Here is a 23,112-nt window from a genome sequence, read left to right on the forward strand (position 1 = left end):
CGATTACGGGTTAAAAATTAGGTGATGAATTACGAATTTTTTTCGTACCTTTAGCGCCTGATTTTTAATCTGTAAATTGTAATTTTTACACAATAACTAATTTTAATAACATGACAGATCCAATTTCGGATTTTCTGACGCGAGTCAGAAACGCGGTGAAAGCCAACCACAAGGTGGTTGAAGCTCCCGGTTCAAAAATGAAACAGGCGATCACGAAGATCCTGTTCGAACAAGGCTATATCCTGGCCTATAAGTTCGAGGAGGATGCGAAGGGTCACGCTGTTATCAAAATTGCCTTGAAGTACCATCCGGAAACCAAGGTGAATGCGATCAAAGGCCTTAAGCGGGTAAGCCGTCCGGGTTTGCGCCGTTACGCCAGCGCAGCAGAGATGCCCCGTGTGCTGAACGGCCTGGGAATAGCTATCGTATCGACTTCCAAAGGCATTATGACCGACAAGAAAGCCCGTCAGGAAAATGTGGGCGGTGAAGTACTGTGCTACGTTTATTAATCTGTAAAAGAGGTAAACGCGATAGTTTGTCGTCCGTATGCCGCGAGGCCCGAACCCGCGGAGGAAGGACTTTTGAAAACCAAATGAATTAAGAAGAAATGTCAAGAATTGGAAAATTACCTGTAGACCTGCCCGCCGGTGTGACGGTTACCGTTGGCGCCGATAACGTGGTGAGTGTGAAAGGACCTCTGGGGCAACTCAGCCAGCAGGTTGATCTGGATATTACCGTGAAGGTGGAAGGAAACGTGTTGCACGTGACCCGTCCGACCGATCAGCCCCGTCACCGCTCGATGCACGGTCTGTACCGTGCGTTGATCCACAACATGGTTGTGGGGGTTTCGAAAGGATACGAAATCAAGCAGGAACTCGTCGGCGTCGGTTTCAAAGCCGAAGCCAAAGGACAGATTCTCGAACTGAGTCTCGGATACTCGCACGATATTTATGTGATGCTCCCGCCCGAAGTCAAGGTGGAAGCCGTTACCGAGAAGAAAGGCAACCCGATCGTGACGCTGAAAAGCGCCGACAAACAGCTCATCGGACAGGTGGCTGCGAAGATCCGCTCGTTGCGTAAACCGGAACCGTACAAAGGGAAAGGTATTAAGTTCGTGGGTGAGCAGCTCCGTCGCAAGGCTGGTAAATCTGCTAATGCTAAATAGTAAAATCGTACAATTATGTCATTGAATAAGGTAGAAAGAAGAGCGCGCATCAAACTGCGCATTCGCAAGATTGTCAGCGGAACGGCACAGAAGCCTCGGATGTCTGTGTTCAGAAGCAACAGGCATATCTCGGTACAGCTTATCGACGATCTGAACGGTGTTACTTTGGCAGCGGCCTCGTCGCGGGACAAGGAAGTGGCAGAAAAAGTGGCCGGTCTGAACAAGGTGCAGGTTGCTGCCCTGGTCGGCAAATTGGCCGCCGAACGCAGCGTACAGAAGGGTATCACCGAAGTATCGTTCGACCGAAACGGATACCTGTATCACGGTAGAGTAAAAATGTTAGCGGACGCCGCCAGAGAGGGTGGTCTTAAATTCTAAGCGATATGTCAAATACGAACATAAAAAAGGTGAGAACAAGCGACCTCGAGCTGAAAGACCGGCTCGTAAGCATCCAGCGCGTTACCAAGGTAACCAAGGGTGGTCGCACATTCAGCTTTTCGGCAATCGTTGTGGTAGGTAACGAAAACGGCGTCGTAGGCTACGGCCTCGGCAAAGCCGGCGAAGTGACCTCCGCCATTGCCAAAGGGGTTGAAGATGCGAAGAAAAACCTTGTTAAAATTCCCGTGCTGCACGGAACGATCCCGCACAAACAGGAAGCCCGTTACAGCGGTTCGCTGGTGATGATCCGTCCGGCCGCTCCCGGTACCGGCGTAATCGCCGGAGGCGCCATGCGTGCCGTGCTTGAGAGCGTCGGTATCCGCAACGTGCTTGCGAAGAGCAAAGGTTCGTCGAACCCGCACAACCTGGTGAAAGCCACCGTTGCCGCACTGTTGGAACTGCGCGATGCATACAGCGTGGCTCAAGTGCGCGGCGTATCACTCGACACAGTATTTAACGGATAATTCGTCAGGAAATGGCTAAATTGAAAATCACACAGATCAAAAGCCGCATCGGTTCGTCTGCACTCCAGAAAAGGAACCTCGATGCGCTGGGACTTCGCAAGATCAATCAGACCGTTGAGCACGATGATTCGGCTATCATACTGGGCATGATCGCAAAAGTGAAGCACCTCGTAAAAATTGAAGAAGTAAAATAGTTATTCTAATCCACCGCGAAGGGGCGGCCACGAGGCGGCTCCGGGTCGGTAAATAACAGAAAAACGGATGAATCTTAGTAATTTAAAGCCCGCAGAAGGGTCGACCGGCAAAGAAAAACGGATCGGCCGCGGTCAGGGATCCGGACATGGCGGAACGGCGACGCGTGGACGCAACGGCGCTCAGTCGCGTTCGGGATACTCTTCGAAATTAGGTTTCGAAGGAGGCCAGATGCCTTTGCAGAGACGCTTGCCCAAATACGGTTTTACGAACCTGAAAAGAGTGGAATACAAAGGGATTAACCTCGGTGTTCTGGAAGAGCTGGCAACCAAGAATTCCCTGAAGAGCATCGATGTGGAAACGTTGATCGAAGCCGGTTTCATTTCGAAAAACGACCGGGTCAAAATCCTTGGCAACGGAACGCTTTCCGTAGCGCTCGAAGTTACCGCGCATGCATTTTCAAAATCGGCTGCGGCTGCTATCGAAGCACAGCAGGGTAAGGTTGTAAAACTCTAACTTTTCAGTAATGAAAAAACTAATCGAGACCATCAAGAATATATTCAAGATTGAAGAGCTGCGCAAGAGAATCCTCTTTACGCTCTCTTTGCTTCTTGTATATCGCTTCGGTAGTTTTGTGGTGATTCCGGGTATCAATCCGGCTGCTCTGAACGACCTTCAGAGTCAGGTGGATGGCAACGGATTGCTGGGGCTGCTGAATATCTTCTCCGGAGGAGCATTCAGCAACGCCTCGATTTTCGCGCTCGGAATTATGCCCTATATCTCTGCTTCGATCGTAATCCAGTTGCTCGGAATCGTAGTTCCCTACTTCCAGAAACTGCAGAAAGAAGGGGAGAGCGGCCGCCGCAAAATCAACCAGTGGACCCGCTACCTGACCATTATCGTGCTGTTGCTGCAGGCTCCGGCCTATCTGGCCAATTTGCACGGTACGCTGCAACCTTATGCTTTCGTATTGGGTTCCGGCGCATTGTTCACCGTCAGTGCGACGATCGTGCTGATTGCCGGTACGATGTTCGTGATGTGGCTCGGCGAGAAGATTACCGATAAGGGGATCGGAAACGGCGTGTCGCTGATCATCATGGTGGGAATCATCGCCCGGCTGCCGCACGCGCTGATGGCCGAGTTGAATACCCGTTTTACGGAATCTACCGGTGGTTTCGTGATGCTGATCGTCGAACTGGCGCTGTTGTTCCTGGTTTTCGCGGCTACGATCGCTCTGGTACAGGCTGTCCGCAAGATTCCGGTGCAGTATGCCAAACGGATCGTAGGCAACAAACAGTATGGTGGCGTCCGTCAGTACATTCCGCTGAAAATCAATGCGGCAGGCGTGATGCCGATCATCTTCGCTCAGGCGTTGATGTTCATTCCCGCCCTGTTCAGCAAGTTCGAATCGACCAGTGCGATCGGTACGGCATTCAGCAACTATTCGGGTTTTTGGTACAATCTGGTGTTCGGATTACTGGTTGTGGCATTTACCTATTTCTATACAGCAATTACCGTGAATCCCAACATGATGGCGGAGGATATGAAACGTAACGGCGGTTTTATCCCGGGCGTGAAACCCGGCAAGAAAACGGTCGATTACCTCGATACCATCATGACGAGGATCACGCTGCCGGGTTCCGTTTTCCTTGCGATCGTGGCGATTCTGCCCGCTTTTGCGATGAAACTCGGAATCAACAATCAGTTTGCGCTGTTCTATGGCGGAACCTCGCTGCTGATCCTGGTGGGCGTTATTCTCGACACCCTGCAGCAGATTGAAAGCTACCTGCTCCTTCGTCACTACGACGGTTTGATGAAGACCGGACGGATCAAGGGCAGAAGCGCTTAAGTGGATTTGGTTTTATGATATATCTGAAGACACACGAAGAGATCGAATTACTCCGGGAGAACAACTTACTCGTGAGCGCTACGTTGGCTGAACTGGCTAAGCACATCAAGCCGGGCGTGACGACCCTCGAGTTGGATAAAATAGCCGAAGATTTTATCCGCAGCCACGGGGCTGTTCCCAGTTTTCTCGGATACAACGGTTTTCCGAACACGCTTTGCATGTCGGTCAACGAACAGGTTGTACACGGGATTCCCTCTTCGAAAACCGTTTTGAAAGAAGGCGATATTCTTTCGGTGGATTGTGGCACATTTATGAAGGGGTTTTGTGGTGATTCTGCCTACACGTTTGCTGTAGGGGAGATTGCTCCGGAAGCGGAGAGTCTGCTCAGAGTCACCAAAGAGGCTCTTTATAAAGGGGTCGCACAGGCGAAACCCGGCAATCGCGTAGGCGATGTCGGCAATGCTGTGCAGGAACATGCCGAAAAGCACGGATACTCCGTGGTACGGGAGATGGTGGGACACGGCCTCGGCCGCAAAATGCACGAAGATCCTCAGGTACCCAATTACGGAGCCAGAGGCCGGGGGCCGCTGCTGAAAGCGGGCATGGTCATCTGTATCGAACCCATGATCAACATGGGGAAACGTGATATCGTTTTCGAACGCGACGGCTGGACGGTGCGTACGCGGGATCGCAAACCGGCGGCTCATTTCGAGTTTGCCGTGGCGATTACCGAGAACGGGCCCGATGTCCTGACGGATTTCGGAATTATCGAAAAAGCAATTAACAACTAAGCTCTATGGCGAAACAAGCTGCTATTGAAAAGGACGGAACCATTATCGAAGCGTTGTCCAATGCGATGTTCCGGGTGGAACTCGACAACGGCCATGTGATTACCGCCCATATTTCCGGGAAGATGCGGATGCACTACATCAAGATCTTACCGGGGGATAAAGTGAAAGTGGAGATGTCTCCTTACGATTTGACGAAGGGGCGCATCTCGTTCCGCTACAAATAGGTAGCCCGGCTACATGAGAGGACAGACCCGGGAGGGAATGTCGCGATTTACAACACACACATTAAGATGTCTGAAAAATGAAAGTTAGAACATCCATCAAAAAGAGAAGCGAGGATTGCAAGATCGTGAAGCGTAAAGGCCGCCTTTATGTGATCTGCAAAAAGAATCCCAAGTTGAAAATGCGCCAAGGTTAGTTAAAAAATTAAAAGTGATTATCATTTATGGCACGTATTGTCGGTGTAGATTTACCCAAAAATAAAAGAGGCGAGATAGGCTTGACCTATATCTACGGTATTGGAAGAAGTACCGCTCGCGCGATCCTTGAGAAAGCACAGATCAGTTACGACCTCAAGGTGAAGGATTGGAGCGATGAGAATATTGCCGCCATCCGTAACGTCATTGCCAGCGAAGGTTACAAAGTCGAAGGAGAGTTGCGTTCGTCGGTTCAGTTGAACATCAAGCGTCTGATGGACATCGGTTGCTACCGTGGGATCCGTCACCGTTTGGGGCTTCCCGTTCGCGGACAGAGCACGAAGAACAATGCCCGCACCCGCAAGGGACGCAAGAAAACCGTAGCTAACAAGAAAAAAGCAACTAAGTAATATCAGAGAGTTATGGCTAAAAAAACAGGAGCAGTTAAAAAGAAGGTTGTCAAAGTTGACGCTCAAGGTATGGCCCATGTGCACTCGACTTTCAATAACGTAATCATTACGCTGACCAATGCAGCCGGCGAAGTGATCAGTTGGAGTTCCGCCGGGAAAATGGGTTTCAGAGGTTCCAAAAAGAATACCCCCTATGCAGCACAGACAGCGGCAACGGATTGTGCCAAAGTTGCATACGATATGGGACTCCGTAAAGTGAAGGTGTATGTGAAAGGTCCCGGCGCAGGTCGTGAATCAGCCATTCGCACCATCCATGGAGCTGGTATCGAAGTGCTCGAGATCATCGATGTTACTCCGCTGCCTCATAACGGATGCCGTCCCCCCAACCGTCGCCGCGTGTAATTGACGGTTTCAGGGATATCCGGGGCTTTGCTGTTGCGACAGCGGTGTTCCGGCGATCTCTGGACGGATCGAAACGTTTTGGATGGAAACTCTGAAAAACAAGAAAAATTTCTAACAATGGGAAGATATATAGGACCAAAAACAAAAATCGCCAGAAAGTTCGGCGAGGCAATTTTCGGGACGGATAAGGCGCTTGAGAAGAAGAACTATCCCCCGGGACAACACGGACTTGCCCGTAAACGCAAGAAAGTATCCGAATACGGTACGCAGTTGCTCGAAAAACAGAAGGCTAAGGCGATTTACGGTGTGCAGGAAAAACAGTTCTACAGGACTTACGAAGCTGCGGCTCGTCTGGGCGGTATCACCGGTGAGAACCTGCTGAAGTTGCTCGAGTGCCGTCTGGATAATGTGGTTTACCGTCTGGGGATCGCCCCGACGCGCGCCGCAGCCCGGCAGTTGGTGTCGCACCGCCACATTACGGTGAACGGCAACGTTGTCAATATTCCGTCCTACTCGCTCAAAGAAGGGGATACGGTTGGTGTACGTGAGAAATCGAAATCGTTGGAAGTGATTCAGGACGCTCTGGGTAGCGGCCGTCGCAGCCGTTTCGCATGGCTGGAGTGGGAAGGCGCTCAGATGACGGGCAAGTTTCTGTCGAAGCCCGAACGCGCCGACATTCCGGAGAATGTCAACGAGCAACTGATCGTGGAACTGTACTCTAAGTAGTAATTTAATCGAGGAGCAATAATTATGGCAATATTAGCATTTCAAAAACCTGAAAAGGTAATCATGCTCGAATCCACCTCTTCTTTCGGACGGTTTGAATTTCGTCCGCTGGAACCGGGATTCGGGATGACGGTCGGCAACGCACTGCGCCGCATTCTTCTTTCTTCGCTGGAAGGGTATGCGATCACGACGGTGAAAGTGGCCGGCGTAGACCATGAATTTGCTGCTATCCCCGGTGTTATGGAAGGAATGCTTGAGATCATTTTGAATCTCAAACAGGTACGTTTCATTAAAACCGTCGAAAGTGCCGACAGTGAAAAGGTGCGGGTCAGCGTAGCCGGCCAGACCGAACTCACGGCCGGGTACATTTCGAATTTTCTTACGAACTTTAAGGTGTTGAATCCCGATCTGGTGATCTGCCGGCTCGATGCGGACGTAAAGCTGCAAATCGAGTTGACGATCGGTAAAGGGCGCGGATACGTGCCCGCCGAAGAGAACCGTCCCGCCGACGCGGAGTTCGGTCTGCTTCCGATCGATTCGATCCACACACCGATCAAGAATGTAAAATATTCGGTCGAAAACTACCGTGTAGAGCAGAAAACCGACTACGAGAAACTCAACTTGGAGATTACGACGGACGGTTCCATTCACCCGAAAGATGCACTGAAAGAGGCTGCTAAAATATTGATTCATCACTTCATGCTCTTCTCAGATGAAAAAATTACACTGAACCTCGAGGAAAACAGTGCTACGGAGGAATTTGACGAAGATGTGCTTCACATGCGTCAGCTGTTGAAAACCAAACTTTCCGATCAGGATCTTTCGGTGCGTGCGCTCAACTGCCTGAAGGCCGCCGAAGTGGAAACCGTGGGAGATCTGGTGCGTTTCAACCGGAACGATTTGCTTAAATTCAGAAACTTCGGTAAAAAGTCGCTCTCCGAGCTCGACGATTTGCTGACGAATCTGAATCTCCATTTCGGTATGGACGTATCGATCTACAAGCTGGACAAGGATTAACCGGAACTGCGACAGTAACGGGTCTGATCCGGACTCCCGGCGAAGGAGGATCGGTTTTTAACCTGGAAGCAAAAATTTAAGATCACGTAATTATGAGACATAACAAAAAAATTAACCACCTTGGCCGGCAGGCAGCGCACCGCAAGGCGCTGTTGGCCAACTTGGCAAACTCCCTGATCCGTCACAAACGGATCAATACGACGGTTGCCAAAGCAAAGGCTCTGAGAATGTACGTCGAGCCGTTGATTACCAAATCCAAACTGGATACGACTCATTCGCGTCGTGTTGTTTTCAGCTACCTGAAGGACAAGCAAGCCGTTGCCGAGCTGTTTCGCGAGATCGCTCCGAAGATCGCCGACCGTCCGGGCGGTTACTGCCGGATTCTGAAGACCGGTTTTCGCTTGGGGGATGCTGCCGAGATGTGCTTCATCGAACTGGTAGACTTCAACGAAACCTACACGAAGGAGGCGAAAGTGGCTGAAAAACCGAAAACGCGTCGTAGCCGTTCGGGTGCTAAGAAAGCTGCCGAACCGGTCGAAGCCGTTGCGGAACCGGTCGCTGCCGATACCGAGGCTCCTGCGGAAGAGGTCAAGAAAGCGCCTGCAAAGAAGGCCGCCGCAAAAAAGCCCGCTGCTAAAAAAGCGGCGGAAGAGGCTCCTGCCGAAGAAAAGGCTTAATAAAACGTTGCTTCATACGAAGAGCGGGGATTCCAAGAATCCCCGCTCTTGTTTTATGCCGGTACGGCTGCCGAAATGCGGAGGGATACGTGCCGTTCGGCCGGACGACGTTCGGGGATGTCGGTTGCTTCGGGCCGAATACCTGACCGCGCGGTTTCCGGAAGATGCGGGCCCTTTATGTTTTTACGCCGCCGGGAATGTGGATCACGACATGGCCGAGATTCCGATGTGCGATTTCCGGAAGGCGATCCTGGATTTTATGGCGCGGTTTGTGAAGGGAAAAAGCCGCTGGCGCTCGATACCGGCGAAACGTGCGCCGACCGGGCGGAGGCGAAAAAAGACTTTACGATGCGGGATTAAGTCACGGTCTGTTTCGTATCTGTGCTGGACCGGAAGCGGAATATTGAGGTCGGCCGGAGCCGATGTCGTACGGATTTCCGGTCGAAATTCTCCGGAAAACAGACAATATTCCGACGCATTTTTTACCGGATTCAGGGAAACGACACGTTGTAAAACTTGTTTAATCCGGCGCGATGCACTATCTTTGAAGCGTTTTCGATTTCTGCTGATGCCGGGTATTCGCCGGTAAAAGCGTTGGAAATACGAGGGGCCCCTTAGGTGGCGGCATTGCGATCGAAACAGATAAACCGATTATAAACTAATTTAAGGAAAATTGTCATGGGACAGATTATCAGTGTTCATGCAAGGGAAATCCTCGACTCGAGAGGAAATCCGACGATTGAAGTGGAAGTAACTACCGCAAGCGGGGCTGTCGGCCGTGCAGCCGTTCCGTCCGGAGCCTCTACCGGAGAAAACGAAGCGCTCGAACTGCGCGACGGCGACAAGGGGCGTTATGGCGGAAAAGGCGTGCTGAAGGCCGTTCAGAATGTGAATGAAATCATCGCCAAGGAGATTCTCGGCATGCAGGTGACCGATCAGGTCGGCATCGACAAAACGATGATCGCGCTCGACGGAACCGCTACCAAGAGCAACCTCGGCGCCAATGCGATTCTCGGCGTGTCGCTGGCTTGCGCTCATGCCGCGGCCAATTTGCTCGGTATGCCGCTGTACCGCTATATCGGTGGAACGAACGCCAAGACGCTACCTGTTCCGATGATGAATATCATCAACGGCGGTTCGCATTCGGACGCTCCGATCGCGTTCCAGGAATTTATGATCCGTCCGGTCGGAGCCGCTTCGTTCCGGGAAGGGCTGCGCATGGGCGCCGAGGTGTTCCACGCGCTGAAGAAAGTGTTGCACGACCGCGGACTGAGTACGGCCGTAGGCGACGAGGGCGGTTTCGCTCCGGCCCTGAACGGTACCGAAGACGCGCTGGAATCGATCATCGAGGCGATTAAGAAAGCCGGTTACAAGCCGGGCCGCAAGTGCGAAGGCGGCGATGTGGCTATCGGTATGGACTGCGCCTCTTCCGAATTTTACAAAGACGGTATCTACGACTATACCAAGTTCGAAGGCGCCAAAGGTGCAAAACGCACCTCTGCCGAACAGGTCGCTTACCTCGAACAGCTGATCTCGAAGTACCCGATCGACTCGATCGAGGACGGTATGAGCGAAAACGACTGGGACGGCTGGAAAGCGCTGACCGACAAGATCGGCGACAAGTGCCAGTTGGTCGGCGACGATTTGTTCGTAACGAATGTGGAATTCCTGAAAAAAGGGATCGAGATGGGCTGCGGCAATTCGATTTTGATCAAAGTGAACCAGATCGGGTCGCTGACAGAAACGCTCGATGCGATCGAAATGGCTCACCGCGCCGGTTACACTTCGGTTACGTCTCACCGTTCGGGCGAAACCGAGGACGCAACGATCGCGGATATCGCGGTAGCTACCAATTCGGGCCAGATCAAGACCGGTTCGCTGAGCCGTTCCGACCGGATGGCCAAGTACAATCAGTTGCTCCGCATCGAAGAAGAACTGGGCGACGAGGCGATCTACGGGTATACGAAGATTTACAAGAAATAAGACTGTTTTCCGGCTGTCGCCGGGGCAAAGAAGAGGAAGCGCCCGCAAGGCCGCTTCCTCTTCTGCTTGAAGAGCGGTTATCTCGTAATGGACAGCTGTTTAGCCGGAGTCGGAATATGTAAAAGGCAGGCCCCTCACGGGGCCTGCCTTTTGTATGCGGTTACGGATTGTATCCGTAAATTCGAAAGATTTTTTTAGTGACAACCGCAGCCGCAGCCGCCGTTCCCCTGTTCGTGATCGCAACCGTCTCCGCATCCGCAGTCGCATCCCCCGGCGGGATGCCCCGTCATCATGTCTTCCGGCGTGGCTTCGCGCACTTCGACGATCGTCCCCGAAAATTCCAGCGCTTTGCCGGCCATCGGGTGGTTGAAGTCCATCGTTACGCTGTCGTTGCCGACCGCTTTCACGACGCCGACCAGCCGGTTGCCCTGGTTGTCGCTCATCGGAAGCTGGTTGCCGATTTCGAGCATACCGTCCTCGATTTTACCGTCGACCATGAAGACCTCTTTGGGCAGTTCGACCACGGCGTCCGGAATCACTTCGCCGTAAGCGTTGGCGGCGTCCAGGCGGAATGCGAAAGGATCGCCTTTGCCCAGTCCGGCGAGGTTCGCCTCGAATGCCGGCAGCAGGAAGCCGGTTCCGTATACGAATTGCAAAGGGCTCTCGGCTTTGACCGTTTCAACGACCTGACCGTCGACTTTCAGCTGGTAGCTCAGAGCCACGAATGTTTTTTCTCCAATTTTCATTTTATCTTTTTTTAAGTAAATATTTATTCGGTTTCATACAAGATGCCGCAGGTGCAGCAAAGATTACGATCCCCGTAGCCGCCGTCGATCCGGCTGACATACGGGAAAAATTTGTTTTCGCGGAGCCGGCGCAGCGGATAAAAGGCCTTTTCGCGGCCGTAAGGATGACTCCAATCGTCCGCACAGCCTTCCGCTGCCGTGTGCGGCGCCATTTTCACGACGTTGTCGTCCGCATCGGCCTTCCCGTCGCGGATCTCTTCGCACTCCCGTTTGATCCGTACGAGCGCTTCCATGAAACGATCCAACTCGGCCTTCGGTTCGCTTTCGGTGGGTTCCACCATCAGCGTTTCGGGGACGGGGAACGAAAGGGTAGGCGCATGGAATCCGTAGTCCATCAGCCTGCGTGCGATATCGGCGCATTCCGTGCCGTAATCTTTGCGGAAATGGCGCAGGTCGAGGATCGCTTCGTGACCGACCCGTCCGGTTTCTCCGGTGTAGAGCACTTCGTATTCTCCTTTCAAAGCGGATGCCACGTAATTCGCCTGCACGATCGCCGTTTCGGTGGCGCGTCGCAGGCCGCTTTCGCCAAGCATTTTGATGTAGCCGTAGGTGATCGGCAGAATCGAGGCGCTGCCGAACGGCGCCGCCGCAACGGAAGTGATTCCGTTTTCGCCGCCCGTTTCGACCAGCGGATGGCTCGGCAGGAATTCGGCCAGATGCTGGGTGACGCAGATCGGTCCGACGCCCGGGCCGCCGCCGCCGTGCGGGATGGCGAACGTCTTGTGCAGGTTCAGGTGGCAAACGTCGGCCCCGATGTATCCGGGGTTGGTCAGCCCGACCTGCGCGTTCATATTCGCTCCGTCCATATAGACCTGTCCGCCGTTGTCGTGCACGATGTCCACGATCTCGCGGATACGGCTTTCGAAGACTCCGTGCGTCGACGGGTAGGTCACCATGATGCAGCAGAGTTCGCTGGCGTATCGGCCTGCTTTGGCTCGCAGGTCGTCGATGTCTATGTTCCCGTTCGTGTCGCAGGCCACGGTCACGATTCGCATACCGGCCATGGCGGCCGAAGCGGGGTTGGTGCCGTGCGCCGAAGCGGGGATCAGCGCGACGTTGCGGTAGCCCTGTCCGCGGCTCTGGTAGTAGGCGCGGATTACCATCAGGCCGGAATATTCGCCGTTGGCGCCCGAATTCGGCTGAAGCGATACGGCGTCCATTCCGGTGATCGTCGCGAGGTCTTTCGACAGTTCGTCGATCAACTCCCGGTAACCTTCCGCCTGGTCGGCCGGGACGAACGGGTGCAGGTCGGCCAGTCCGGCCAGGCTCAGCGGGAGCATCGTTACGGCCGGATTCAGCTTCATCGTGCACGAGCCGAGCGGGATCATGCCGTCGGCCAGCGAAATGTCGCGGCGTTCCAGTTTCTTGATGTAGCGCATCATGTCGGTTTCGCTGCGGTAGCGCTGGAAGACCGGTTCGGTCAGGTAGGGCGACGATCGCAGTACGTTTTTCGGAAAATCGGCCGTTTCGGCGATTTTCTTTACGACCGGCGCTCTTTTTCCCGCCGCTTTGGCGAACAGGGCGACGATCGCGTTCACTTCGTCTGCCGTCGACAGTTCGTCGAACGAGATCCGGACGCGTTCCTTGTCCGGGTAGAAAAAGTTCATCTGCCTTTCGAGGGCCGCCGTGCGTATTTTATCGGCGTCGGCCGCCACTTCGATCGTGTCGAAGAAGTTCCGAGCCGCCGTTTCGTATCCCAGTTTTTCGAGTGCCGCCGCCGCCGCCGCCGCATGGCCGTGCGTATGCAGCGCGATCCGGCGGATCCCTTCCGCCCCGTGGTAGACGGCGAAGAAACCGGCCATACTGGCCAGCAACGCCTGTGCCGTGCAGATATTGGAGGTCGCCCGTTCGCGCTTGATATGCTGTTCGCGGGTTTGCAGCGCCATGCGCAGCGCCTTGTTGCCGAGCCGATCGACCGATACGCCGATGATGCGGCCCGGCATATTCCGTTTATAGGCGTCCTTCGTAGTCAGGAAAGCGGCGTGCGGGCCTCCGAATCCCATCGGAAGGCCGAACCGTTGGGTCGATCCCACGGCGATGTCCGCACCCCATTCGCCGGGGGCTTTCAGTAGGGCCAGGGCCAGGATGTCCGCCACGGCGGTGACCAGGACGCCCCGGCTGTGTGCTGCGGCGGCGAAATCGTCGTAATCGCAGATCGCTCCGTTCGCTGCCGGGTACTGGACGATCGCCCCGAACTCGCGGCCGGAAAACTCGTACCCGTCGTAGCTGTCGCAGACGATTTCGATGCCGAACGGTTCGCTGCGCGTCAGCAGCAAGTCGAACGTTTGCGGAAAGATGTTTTCGTCGACGAACAGAATGTTGCGCCCCTGTTGGACCGCTTCGCGCGAACGCAGGGCGTACATCATCAGCATCGCTTCGGCGGCGGCCGTCGCTTCGTCCAGCAGCGAACAGTTGCCGACTTCCATGCCGGTCAGCGAAATGACCGCTGTTTGGAAATTCAGCAGCGCTTCCAGTCGTCCCTGCGAAATTTCGGCCTGATAAGGCGTGTACGAGGTATACCAGGCCGGATTCTCGAAAACGTTCCGTTGGATCACGGCCGGCGTAGCCGTTCCGTAATAGCCCATGCCGATCAGACTGCGGTAGAGCTTATTTTTGCCGGCAATCGCGCGGATATGGGCGGCGAATTGGTATTCGCTCATTCCTTGCGGAGGCAGGTTTAGCGGTTTTTTCAGTCGGATCGCGTCCGGAATCACCTGTTCGATCAGCTCTTCGGTGCTACGGACTCCGATCGTGCGGAGCATCTCGGACACTCCGCGTTCGTCGGTTCCGATATGGCGTTTGATGAATGGGTCTTGTGACATGCGTTCAGCGTTGCAGTGGTAAAACGAGAGACAAAGGTAGTAATCCGCAGCGAATTACGGCGCGGAACCCCTCCGTCGTCCCCGGAAATTTTGAACAATTTTTGATAAGTTCGCGCAGAAAGCTGTCCGGCAGGATGTTACGCTTGCGCCGGGAATATGTCTTTCTTTAGTATTCGAAACAGCTTCCGCCGATAAATTCGCGCAGGATGGAGGTCGGCGGGATCTCCGCTTCGAATCGGTCCATCGAGGTGAAGTGATCGAGGAATTTCAGCAACCGATGCGCTTCGCCGAATTCGGGCACCGTGTCCGGAACTTCGCGCAGCAGCGGCCGCACGTAGTCTTTCAGTACGGAGAGTTCATAAAAAAGCGACGAGTTGAACATCAGGTCGGCCTGTTCCTGGTTCGGGAAAATATGCTTGTCTTCCCCGCGGCGGACGCTTTCCCAGCGACGCAACGTGTCGGTAGCGCTGTTGCCGCGGGTACGGTGATCCCGCACGATGCGGCGGATCAGCCGGCTGTCGGTCGTGGCGATGCGGTTCAGGTTGTCCATGGCGATCGACGTGAGCGCCGAGACGTAAATTTTGAACTTCATGTCGGCGGCGACGTGCGGCGTGAGTTTCGGGTTCAGGCCGTGGATTCCTTCGATGACGAGCACCGAGCGCTCTTCCATTTGCAGCGGCTGTTCGTGGAACTCCCGTTTCCCGGTGATGAAGTTGTAACGCGGGATTCGTACCGTTTCGCCTTTCAGCAGCCGGTTCAGATGGTCGTTGAACAGTTCCACGTCGACCGCTTCGAGGGCCTCGAAATCGTAATCGCCCTTTTCGTCGCGCGGGGTTTTTTCGCGTTCGACGAAGTAGTCGTCGAGCGAGATCAGCACCGGGTGCATACCGAGGATGCTGAGCTGGATGCCGAGCCGTTTCGAGAAAGTCGTCTTGCCGCTCGACGAAGGACCCGAGATCAGCACGATCTTCGCCCCGCCTTTCTGGTGCTGTATGGCTACCCGGTCGGCGATGTAACCCACGCTTTTTTCGTGCAGGGCCTCGCCCATGCGGATCAGCTCGCCGCCTTTGCCTTCGAGAATCTTCGAGTTGAGCGCCCCGATGTTCGAGACGCCGATGATATCGACCCAGCGCGCGTATTCCTTGAAAATCTTGAACATTTTGCTCTGCGGCACCTCTTTTTCGAGCTGCGTCGGCGCGGTGCGGTCCGGTACGGCCACCCGGAACCCTTTATAGTATTTGTGCAGGTCGAACAGGTGGATGTATCCGGTCGAAATGGCGAGTCCCCCGTAGAAATAACCGACGATGTCGGCCATCTTGTAGAGGGTGACGTACAGGTGCGGACGCGTGACGAGTAGGGCGATCTTGTCCTCGAGTCCCATTTGGCGGTACGTCTCCACGGCCTCTTCGCAGGTCACGCGCTGACGCACGATCGGAATGTTCTGTCCGATGATGTCCTGCATACGCTCTTTGATCCGGCCTATTTCGGTTTCCGGAATATCTTCCATGCCCTCTATCTCGCAGTAAAAGCCCTTCGCCACGGCATGTTTGATGTGGAGCTTCCGATCCGGGAACAGGTCGCATACCGCTTTGTCCAGAATGAAGAAGAGCGTCCGCTGGTAAACGCGCATACCTTCGAAATGCGTGATGTCGATAAAGCGGACGGTCAGCGGCGAATAGATCCGGTAAGAGAGTTCTTTGAGGCGGTTGTCGACGTAAGCCGCCAGCAGCGGGGTGTCGTTCCCTTTTTCCAGCGACAGCATCTGCGCGACCTGCAGCAGGCTGGTGCCCTGGTTGACGAATAGGTTGGCGCCCGTGTTTTCGCAAAATATTTTTACGGTGTCGTTCATAATCATGTTTGATTGAGTAAAGATAAAACGTTGTAAAGCGTGAAACAAGTATATAAAGATACGGACTTCGGGAATAATATTCAAATAAAGAAGGTTTTTTAGGGCCGCAAAGGCGTTCTTTATTGTGAATCCTTCATAATTTATTATCTTTGCACCGCTTTGTTGTCAAAGCTCTATAAATAATGTCTAACGTATTAATTTGCAAAACACACAAATGACAGCTAACAACGAAAATCAGGAAAAGAAAAAAGCCGCTCAACCGGTGGCAGCCGCTCCCGTAAATCTCGACTCGTTCGATTGGGATGCTTACGAACACGATCTGGGGGTTTACAACGACTCTAAGGAAAACATCGAGGCCAAATACGACCAAACGCTCTCGAAAGTGCAGGTCGGCGAAGTGGTCGAAGGTACCGTGATCGGTCTGAACAAGCGCGAAGTGGTCGTGAACATCGGTTATAAATCGGAAGGCATCATTCCGATCGGCGAATTCAGATACAATCCCGAACTGGCCGTAGGCGAGAAAGTGGAAGTTTACGTAGAGAGCGCCGAGGATAAGAAAGGCCAATTGCTCCTTTCGCACAAAAAGGCGCGTCAGTTGCGTTCGTGGGATCGCGTGAACGAGGCCCTCGAAAAAGACGAAGTGATCAAGGGTTACATCAAGTGCCGCACCAAGGGCGGTATGATCGTCGACGTATTCGGCATCGAAGCGTTCCTGCCGGGTTCGCAGATCGACGTGAAACCGATCCGCGATTACGATATCTATGTGGATAAAACGATGGAATTCAAGGTCGTGAAGATCAACCAGGAGTTCCGCAACGTGGTTGTTTCGCATAAAGCACTGATCGAGGCCGAGCTCGAAGCGCAGAAGAAGGAGATCATGTCCAAGCTCGAAAAAGGACAGATTCTCGAAGGTACCGTCAAGAACATCACTTCCTACGGCGTATTCATCGACCTGGGCGGCGTAGACGGTCTGATCCACATTACCGATCTGAGTTGGGGCCGCGTGAACCATCCCGAAGAGATCGTTCACCTGGACGAAAAGCTCAATGTCGTGATCCTCGACTTCGACGATGCCAAAAAACGTATCGCTCTGGGTCTGAAGCAGCTTTCTCCGCATCCGTGGGATGCCCTGGATACCGAACTGAAAGTCGGCGACAAGGTAAAAGGCAAAGTGGTGGTTATGGCCGATTACGGCGCGTTCATCGAAATTGCTCCGGGCGTAGAAGGTCTGATCCACGTTTCGGAAATGTCGTGGAGCCAACACCTGCGTTCCGCTCAGGAATTTATGAAGGTGGGCGACGAAGTGGAAGCCGTTATCCTGACGCTCGACCGCGAAGAACGCAAGATGTCGCTCGGCATCAAGCAGCTTACTCCCGATCCGTGGGCCGATATCGAGAAGAAATACGCCGTCGGTTCGAGACATACCGCCAAAGTGCGTAACTTTACTAACTTCGGCGTGTTCGTGGAGATCGAAGAAGGTATCGACGGCCTGATCCACATTTCGGATCTGAGTTGGACGAAGAAGATCAAGCATCCGGCCGAATTTACGCAGATCGGCGCTGAGATCGAAGTGGTCGTTCTCGAAATCGACAAGGACAACCGTCGTCTGAGCCTCGGTCACAAACAGCTCGAGGACAATCCGTGGAACGCGTTCGAAGCGCAGTTTGCCGTCGATTCGATCCACCAGGGAACTGTTTCCGAATTGACCGAAAAGGGCGCCATTATTTCGCTGGGCGACAACGTGGAAGGTTTTGCCGGTTCCAGGCAGTTGGTGAAGGAAGACGGGACGACCGCCAAAGAGGGCGAAACGCTCGATTTCAAGGTGCTCGAATTCTCGAAAGCTACCAAGCGGATTCTGTTGTCGCACACCCGTATTTTCGAAGAGGTGAAAAAACAGGAGGCGCAGGCAGAAAAGAACGAACGCCGCAAGGCCGACGACGCAGCGAAGGAATCCGTGAAGAAGATCAACGCGTCGGTCGAAAAGACGACTCTCGGCGACATCTCTTCGCTGGCCGAACTGAAAGCTCGTATGGAAGAGAGCGCAGCCGAAGCCAAACCGAAAAAAGAAGCTGAAAAGGCCGAATAATATGAATTACTATGACGTTTCGGGTTACCATATTGGGTAGCGGTTCGGCTCTGCCGACTCCGAGACGGAATCCCTCTGCTCATGTACTGAACGTACATGAGCAGTTTTTTTTGGTCGATTGCGGGGAGGGAACCCAGGCCCGGTTGATGAGCTGCGGGATCAACCCGCTGAAAATAAATGCGGTATTTATTTCGCATCTGCATGGCGATCATGTTTACGGGCTTTTCGGGCTGATTTCGACGCTCGGGTTGACGGGGCGCCGCACGCCGTTGCAGATTTTCGCGCCGCGGCCGTTCGACGAGATCCTGGCGGCCCACCGGCGTTATTTCGATACGGAGTTGCCGTATGAAATCCGATGGAACGAAGTGCGGACGCGCCGCAGCGAGTTGATTTACGAGAACAAAGTGCTCGAAGTCCGTTCGGTGCCGCTGCGTCACCGGGTGCCCGCCGCCGGATTCCTGTTTCGGGAGAAGACGCCGCCGCTGAATGTCCGCAAAGAGGCGGTCGCGCGGTATGGGCTCGGGATCGCGCAGTGTGTCGCCGCCAAACGCGGCGAGGATGTCGCGCTGGACAGCGGCGAGACGATTCCGAACGGTGAACTTACCTATTTGCCTTACCGGGGGCGCAGTTACGCCTACCTGAGCGATACGCTGCCTTCGGCGCGTGCGGCCGGGCTGGTCGGGGGGGTCGATCTGCTGTATCACGAAGCGACTTTCGCCGCCGGGGATAAAGCGTTGGCCCGACAGACCGGGCATTCGACGACGGTGCAAGCTGCGCAGGTCGCGGAGAAAGCCGGCGCGCGCCGGTTGCTCATCGGACACTTTTCGTCCCGGTATAAGGATGAGAGCCTGCTCGTAGAAGAGGCCCGCGGCATATTCGCAGCGGCGGAAGCCGCCGTCGAAGGGGCGAGTTACGAGATTCCGCTTAAACGGGAGCCGTAAGCGGACGGTCGCCGCCGTGTCCGGGCGATTGCCGGCGGGACAGTTTGCGGTAGCGGCGGTAATAGAGCCATGCGGCGATACTGAGTCCGAAGATGAACCCGATCCACAGGCCCGAAGGCCCTATGCCGAGCGTGAAGGCACACAGGTAGCCGACCGGCAGGTTGATCAGCAGGTAGGAGACGAACGAGTAACTCATCAGTACCGCTACGTCCTGCATACCGCGCAATACGCCTACCAGGATGATCTGCAAACTGTCGGACAGTTGGTACAGCCCGGCGAAGATAAAAAGCTGGCCCGCGATGGCCACGACGGCCGCATCGTCGGTGAACAGCATCGGGATCCGGTATCGGAACAGGATCAGGCAACTCATCGTGACGACCGCGAAAGCGAGCCCCAGATGACACGAACCGGCGGCGGCGAGCCGTATGCCTTGCCTGTCTTTGCGACCGTAGGCATGACTGACCAGGATGGTAGTCGCCGTCGAAATGCCGACCTGCATCATGTAGGCCATCGTGCCGACCGACAGTACGATCTGGTGTGCGGCCAGTTCCGAAGGGCCGATCCAGCCCATCATGATCGACGACAGGGCGAAAGCCATCACTTCCAGCACGACCTGCACCGAAATGGGCAGTCCGACCGACAGCAGTCGGCGGATGTTTCTCCACGTTTGGACGGTACGGGAAAAGAAGGCGAAATAGCGGCGCACCGACTGGTTCCACAGGAAGTAGGCCAGCATGAACAGCGGCATACAGATCCGTGAAATCAGCGTGGAGAGTCCCGCCCCGGCGGCTCCGAGTTCCGGAAATCCGCCTTTGCCGAATATCAGCAAATAGTTGAATACGATGTTGATTGCGTTGGCGATCAGCACGACGGCCATGCCGGTGCGCGTATTTCCGACTCCTTCCAGGAATTGCTTGAAAGAGAGGTAGACCATATAGGGAATGATGCTCCATGCCAGGTAACGGTAATAAGGAACGGCCAGCCGCACCACCTCCGGCGATTGTCCCATGTATTCCAGCAGGTCGCCCAGCATCCACAGGACGCCGAATAGCAGCAGACCGACCAGCGAGTAGAGTACCAGCGCGTTTTGCAGCAGTCCTGCGGTGGTGCGGATTTTCCGCTGCGCATAGGCTTCGCCGGTCAGCGGCGTCAGGCCGAGCGACAGACCGGTGCCCCAGAACAAGAAGATCGTGAAGACGGCTCCGCCGAACGATACCGCCGCCAGCGGCAGCGCGCCCAGCCGAGCGACCATCAGGTTGTCCGACAGTTGTACGATGACCTGACCTATCTGAGACAGCACGACCGGACCGGCCAGCGCGAGGTTGGCTTTGTATTGCGGGATCCACTTGCGGAGGCTGGCGGTACGGTTCATGCGGTTGCGGTTTGCGGAGTGCAAAGGTAGGTCGAATCTTTCGGATTGGCAACCGAAGCGCCGGGGACGACATAAAAAAGAGAGACGGAAACCATTGGTTTCCGCCTCTTCGTGAGTTCGATAGAAGGTGTTTATCCGGTTCAGGAGGCTATGGTGCGCGTTTCGTTTCCGGGAACCACCGTGAATTTGATCTGGCCGTTTTTGCAGTCGACCATGATCCGGTCGCCCTCGTGCACCTCGCCCGATATGATCAGTTCGGCCAGCGGGTCTTCCACTTTGTCGAGCAATACCCGTTTCAGCGAGCGGACTCCGTAGTGCGGGTCGTACCCTTCGCGTACCAGACACCGTTTGGTCGCGTTGTTCACTTCGACCGTGTAACCCTGGTCGGCGATCCGCCTGTTCAGGCTGCCGAGTTCGATGTCGATGATCCGCAGGACGTCTTTTTCGGTCAGGGTTCCGAACGTTACGATGTCGTCGATCCGGTTGATGAATTCCGGGGCGAAGTTCCGTTCGAGGTTCTTGCGGTAGAGCGACTCCCTGTTCCGGTCGTCGGATGTCGGCTTGCGGGTCGTATTGTAGCCTACGCTTTTGCCGCGTTGCATAACCTCCCGCGATCCCACGTTCGAGGTCATGATGATGATCGTATTGCGGAAATCGATCAGGCGTCCCAGTCCGTCGGTCAGTCGGCCTTCGTCGAAAATCTGCAGCATCAGGTTGAATATGTCGCTGTGCGCTTTTTCGATCTCGTCGAACAACAGTACGCAGTAAGGGCGGCGCCGTACTTTTTCGGTTAGTTGTCCTCCTTCGCCGTAGCCGACGTAGCCCGGAGGCGAACCGATCAGGCGGCTTACGTTGTGCTTCTCGGAATATTCGCTCATGTCGATGCGGATCATCGCTTCCTCGCTATCGAACAGGTATTTGGCCAGTTGTTTGGCAACATGGGTCTTGCCGACGCCGGTCGGCCCGACGAACATGAATACGCCGATCGGACGGTTGGCGTCCTTCAGCCCGGCCCGGCTGCGGCGGATGGCCCGCGTTACGCGGGAAACGGCCTCGTCCTGTCCGATGACGACCGATGCGAGGTGAGCGTCCATCTCTTTGAGCCGGCGCTGTTCGCTGTCCGAAATGCGCGTTACCGGAATACCCGTCATCGAAGCGACCACTTCGCAGATCGCCTGCTCGTCGATCTCTACCGGACATCGGGTCATCTGCTCTTTCCACTGCGTTTCCATCTCTTGCAGGCGGCTGCGCAGCGCGCTTTCACGGTTTTTCAGCGTGGCGGCCGCGTCGTAATTCTGCATTCGGATCGCTCGGTTCTTTTCGGCGCATACCGTCTCGACGTCGCGTTCCATCGAGGCCAGCGGTTCGGGCGTCTTGACTTTGAACACGTGGGCGCGGCTGCCCGCTTCGTCCATCACGTCGATCGCTTTGTCCGGGAAGAAGCGGTCGGGCACGTAGCGTTGCGTCAGGTGGACGCAGGCTTCCAGCGCCGCTTCGGTATAATGAACGCAGTGGTGCGATTCGTAGTGTTTCTTGATGTTGTTCAGCATACACAGCGTCTCTTCGGCCGACGGCTGTTCCACGATGATCTTCTGAAAACGCCGCTCCAGCGCGCTGTCGCTCTCGATATTTTCGCGGTATTCGCTCAGGGTGGTGGCTCCGATGCACTGCAGTTCGCCCCGGGCCAGCGCCGGTTTCAGGATGTTGGCCGTGTCGAGCGACCCTTGCGTGCTGCCGGCGCCGACGATCGTGTGGATTTCGTCGATAAAGAGGATCACGTCGCTGCCGGAGAGTTCCTTCAGCAACAGGTTGATCCGTTCTTCGAACTGTCCGCGGTATTTCGTCCCTGCGACCAGCGAGGCGACGTCCAGCGAGAAGATCCGTTTGTGCAGCAGTGCGTGCGGGACTTTCTTCTGCGTGATCCGCAGCGCCAGCCCTTCGATGATGGCCGACTTCCCGACGCCCGCTTCGCCGATCAGCACCGGGTTGTTCTTTTTGCGCCGGCCGAGGATCTGGATCACCCGTTCGATTTCGGCGTCCCGGCCGATCACCGGGTCGAGTTTGCCTTCGGCCGCGCAGTTGGTCAGGTCGACGCCGAACTGGCCGAGCATACTGTCTTTGGCCGCCGGTTGCCCGTCGGTCACGGCGATACGCATTACTCCCGATACGAGTCGTTCGGGGTGTTCTCCGTTCTCTTCGCCGAGCAGCGAGAGATATTGCATATCCTCGTAGTAGTCCTCGTTGGGAGGCATGTCGCCGAGGTAGGAGACGATTTTTTCCGAAGTCACATTGTACAGCACCAGTATCCGCGAGCTGCGCGAGCTGCGGTCGTCGACGATGACCTGCAACAGGTGTCCCGTGTTACAGGTGTCCTGCACCATGCAGGGGCCGGACATACGCATCTGCTCGAGCAGCGCGTTTTCGTCGAAACGGACGTCCGGACAGGAGATGTTGAGCGGGGTGTCCGGCAAAACGACCGGGCCCAGTTCCCGTTCGAGACGTATTTTGATCTGATAAAGTTCCCATTCTTTCAGCAACCTTTTCAGCAGGTGAGATGCGTGCCCTCCTTCCTGTTTCAAGATAGCCAGAAACAGGTGGTCGAGGGTTACCTCATCGGCGTGACGTCGGCGTGCTTCGCGGCATCCTGCCGCAAAAACAGCCTCCAGCGTCTTTGTTTGCTTTACTTGCATAGCGTTTTCTCTAATT

At 55.0% G+C, this 23,112-nt stretch carries 23 protein-coding genes; 18 read left to right on the top strand and 5 right to left on the bottom strand.

The window, feature by feature from the left end; all coding sequences use genetic code 11:
- The first annotated feature begins 110 nt into the window (after positions 1-110).
- From rpsH to eno, 16 genes are all read left to right on the top strand, one after another.
- Entirely contained in the window at positions 111-509 is a 399-nt protein-coding gene (rpsH, locus tag GFH31_RS09475; protein WP_055202313.1) for a 30S ribosomal protein S8, read from the top strand.
- A 98-nt stretch (positions 510-607) separates the two neighbouring features.
- On the top strand, positions 608-1,165 hold the full coding sequence (gene rplF, locus GFH31_RS09480) for a 50S ribosomal protein L6 (protein WP_153497819.1): 558 nt from the start codon (positions 608-610) through the stop codon (positions 1,163-1,165).
- A 15-nt stretch (positions 1,166-1,180) separates the two neighbouring features.
- Positions 1,181-1,543, top strand: a complete 363-nt coding sequence (rplR, locus tag GFH31_RS09485) for a 50S ribosomal protein L18 (RefSeq protein ID WP_055202309.1) — start codon at positions 1,181-1,183, stop codon at positions 1,541-1,543.
- Between the two features lie 5 nt (positions 1,544-1,548).
- On the top strand, positions 1,549-2,067 hold the full coding sequence (rpsE, locus tag GFH31_RS09490; protein ID WP_055202307.1) for a 30S ribosomal protein S5: 519 nt from the start codon (positions 1,549-1,551) through the stop codon (positions 2,065-2,067).
- Between the two features lie 11 nt (positions 2,068-2,078).
- A complete protein-coding gene (rpmD, locus tag GFH31_RS09495; protein ID WP_055202305.1) occupies positions 2,079-2,261 on the top strand; it encodes a 50S ribosomal protein L30 in 183 nt (60 codons plus the stop codon).
- 67 nt (positions 2,262-2,328) lie between these two features.
- Positions 2,329-2,775 carry a 50S ribosomal protein L15 gene (gene rplO, locus GFH31_RS09500; protein WP_055202302.1) on the top strand — a complete coding sequence of 149 codons (447 nt, stop codon included), beginning with the start codon at positions 2,329-2,331 and terminating at the stop codon, positions 2,773-2,775.
- A gap of 10 nt (positions 2,776-2,785) precedes the next feature.
- Entirely contained in the window at positions 2,786-4,108 is a 1,323-nt protein-coding gene (gene secY / locus GFH31_RS09505; RefSeq protein WP_055202300.1) for a preprotein translocase subunit SecY, read from the top strand.
- 14 nt (positions 4,109-4,122) lie between these two features.
- Complete coding sequence (gene map, locus GFH31_RS09510) at positions 4,123-4,899, top strand: type I methionyl aminopeptidase (RefSeq protein ID WP_055202298.1); 777 nt, start codon at positions 4,123-4,125, stop codon at positions 4,897-4,899.
- 5 nt (positions 4,900-4,904) lie between these two features.
- The gene (infA, locus tag GFH31_RS09515; protein ID WP_055202295.1) at positions 4,905-5,123 is read left to right on the top strand and encodes a translation initiation factor IF-1; all 219 of its coding nucleotides are present in this window, start codon (positions 4,905-4,907) and stop codon (positions 5,121-5,123) included.
- A gap of 77 nt (positions 5,124-5,200) precedes the next feature.
- Positions 5,201-5,317: a 50S ribosomal protein L36 gene (rpmJ, locus tag GFH31_RS09520; RefSeq protein ID WP_009132884.1), complete on the top strand. Its 117-nt coding sequence runs from the start codon at positions 5,201-5,203 to the stop codon at positions 5,315-5,317.
- A 27-nt stretch (positions 5,318-5,344) separates the two neighbouring features.
- Positions 5,345-5,725, top strand: a complete 381-nt coding sequence (gene rpsM, locus GFH31_RS09525) for a 30S ribosomal protein S13 (RefSeq protein WP_055202292.1) — start codon at positions 5,345-5,347, stop codon at positions 5,723-5,725.
- 12 nt (positions 5,726-5,737) lie between these two features.
- A complete protein-coding gene (gene rpsK / locus GFH31_RS09530; protein WP_055202290.1) occupies positions 5,738-6,127 on the top strand; it encodes a 30S ribosomal protein S11 in 390 nt (129 codons plus the stop codon).
- Positions 6,128-6,244: 117 nt separating this feature from the next.
- The gene (rpsD, locus tag GFH31_RS09535; RefSeq protein ID WP_055202288.1) at positions 6,245-6,853 is read left to right on the top strand and encodes a 30S ribosomal protein S4; all 609 of its coding nucleotides are present in this window, start codon (positions 6,245-6,247) and stop codon (positions 6,851-6,853) included.
- 24 nt (positions 6,854-6,877) lie between these two features.
- Positions 6,878-7,870, top strand: coding sequence for a DNA-directed RNA polymerase subunit alpha (locus tag GFH31_RS09540; RefSeq protein WP_055202285.1), 993 nt, complete (start codon positions 6,878-6,880; stop codon positions 7,868-7,870).
- A 92-nt stretch (positions 7,871-7,962) separates the two neighbouring features.
- Positions 7,963-8,547 carry a 50S ribosomal protein L17 gene (gene rplQ / locus GFH31_RS09545; protein ID WP_153497820.1) on the top strand — a complete coding sequence of 195 codons (585 nt, stop codon included), beginning with the start codon at positions 7,963-7,965 and terminating at the stop codon, positions 8,545-8,547.
- A 678-nt stretch (positions 8,548-9,225) separates the two neighbouring features.
- A complete protein-coding gene (gene eno, locus GFH31_RS09550; protein WP_101571499.1) occupies positions 9,226-10,530 on the top strand; it encodes a phosphopyruvate hydratase in 1,305 nt (434 codons plus the stop codon).
- 194 nt (positions 10,531-10,724) lie between these two features.
- Here eno and GFH31_RS09555 read toward each other — a convergent pair whose 3' ends face one another.
- From GFH31_RS09555 to GFH31_RS09565, 3 genes are all read right to left on the bottom strand, one after another.
- Positions 10,725-11,276, bottom strand: a complete 552-nt coding sequence (locus GFH31_RS09555; RefSeq protein WP_118655333.1) for a peptidylprolyl isomerase — start codon at positions 11,274-11,276, stop codon at positions 10,725-10,727.
- A 23-nt stretch (positions 11,277-11,299) separates the two neighbouring features.
- A complete protein-coding gene (gene gcvP / locus GFH31_RS09560; protein WP_153497821.1) occupies positions 11,300-14,158 on the bottom strand; it encodes an aminomethyl-transferring glycine dehydrogenase in 2,859 nt (952 codons plus the stop codon).
- A 166-nt stretch (positions 14,159-14,324) separates the two neighbouring features.
- The gene (locus GFH31_RS09565; RefSeq protein WP_055203489.1) at positions 14,325-16,007 is read right to left on the bottom strand and encodes a nucleoside kinase; all 1,683 of its coding nucleotides are present in this window, start codon (positions 16,005-16,007) and stop codon (positions 14,325-14,327) included.
- Positions 16,008-16,221: 214 nt separating this feature from the next.
- On the opposite strand from GFH31_RS09565, the gene rpsA reads away from it, so the two are divergent.
- Together rpsA and GFH31_RS09575 are read left to right on the top strand one after the other, a co-directional pair.
- The gene (rpsA, locus tag GFH31_RS09570) at positions 16,222-18,093 is read left to right on the top strand and encodes a 30S ribosomal protein S1 (RefSeq protein WP_153497822.1); all 1,872 of its coding nucleotides are present in this window, start codon (positions 16,222-16,224) and stop codon (positions 18,091-18,093) included.
- Between the two features lie 11 nt (positions 18,094-18,104).
- Positions 18,105-19,034: a ribonuclease Z gene (locus GFH31_RS09575; RefSeq protein WP_101571493.1), complete on the top strand. Its 930-nt coding sequence runs from the start codon at positions 18,105-18,107 to the stop codon at positions 19,032-19,034.
- Here GFH31_RS09575 and GFH31_RS09580 read toward each other — a convergent pair.
- Both GFH31_RS09580 and GFH31_RS09585 read right to left on the bottom strand, forming a co-directional pair.
- Positions 19,018-20,406, bottom strand: coding sequence for an MATE family efflux transporter (locus GFH31_RS09580; protein ID WP_118458242.1), 1,389 nt, complete (start codon positions 20,404-20,406; stop codon positions 19,018-19,020). The two genes, GFH31_RS09575 and GFH31_RS09580, sit on opposite strands and share 17 nt — an antisense overlap.
- A gap of 140 nt (positions 20,407-20,546) precedes the next feature.
- On the bottom strand, positions 20,547-23,096 hold the full coding sequence (locus GFH31_RS09585; protein ID WP_118458197.1) for an ATP-dependent Clp protease ATP-binding subunit: 2,550 nt from the start codon (positions 23,094-23,096) through the stop codon (positions 20,547-20,549).
- Between the last annotated feature and the right edge of the window lie 16 nt (positions 23,097-23,112).

Origin of the sequence: Alistipes sp. dk3624 (genome assembly GCF_009557455.1) — a bacterium.
Classification (GTDB): domain Bacteria; phylum Bacteroidota; class Bacteroidia; order Bacteroidales; family Rikenellaceae; genus Alistipes_A; species Alistipes_A hominis.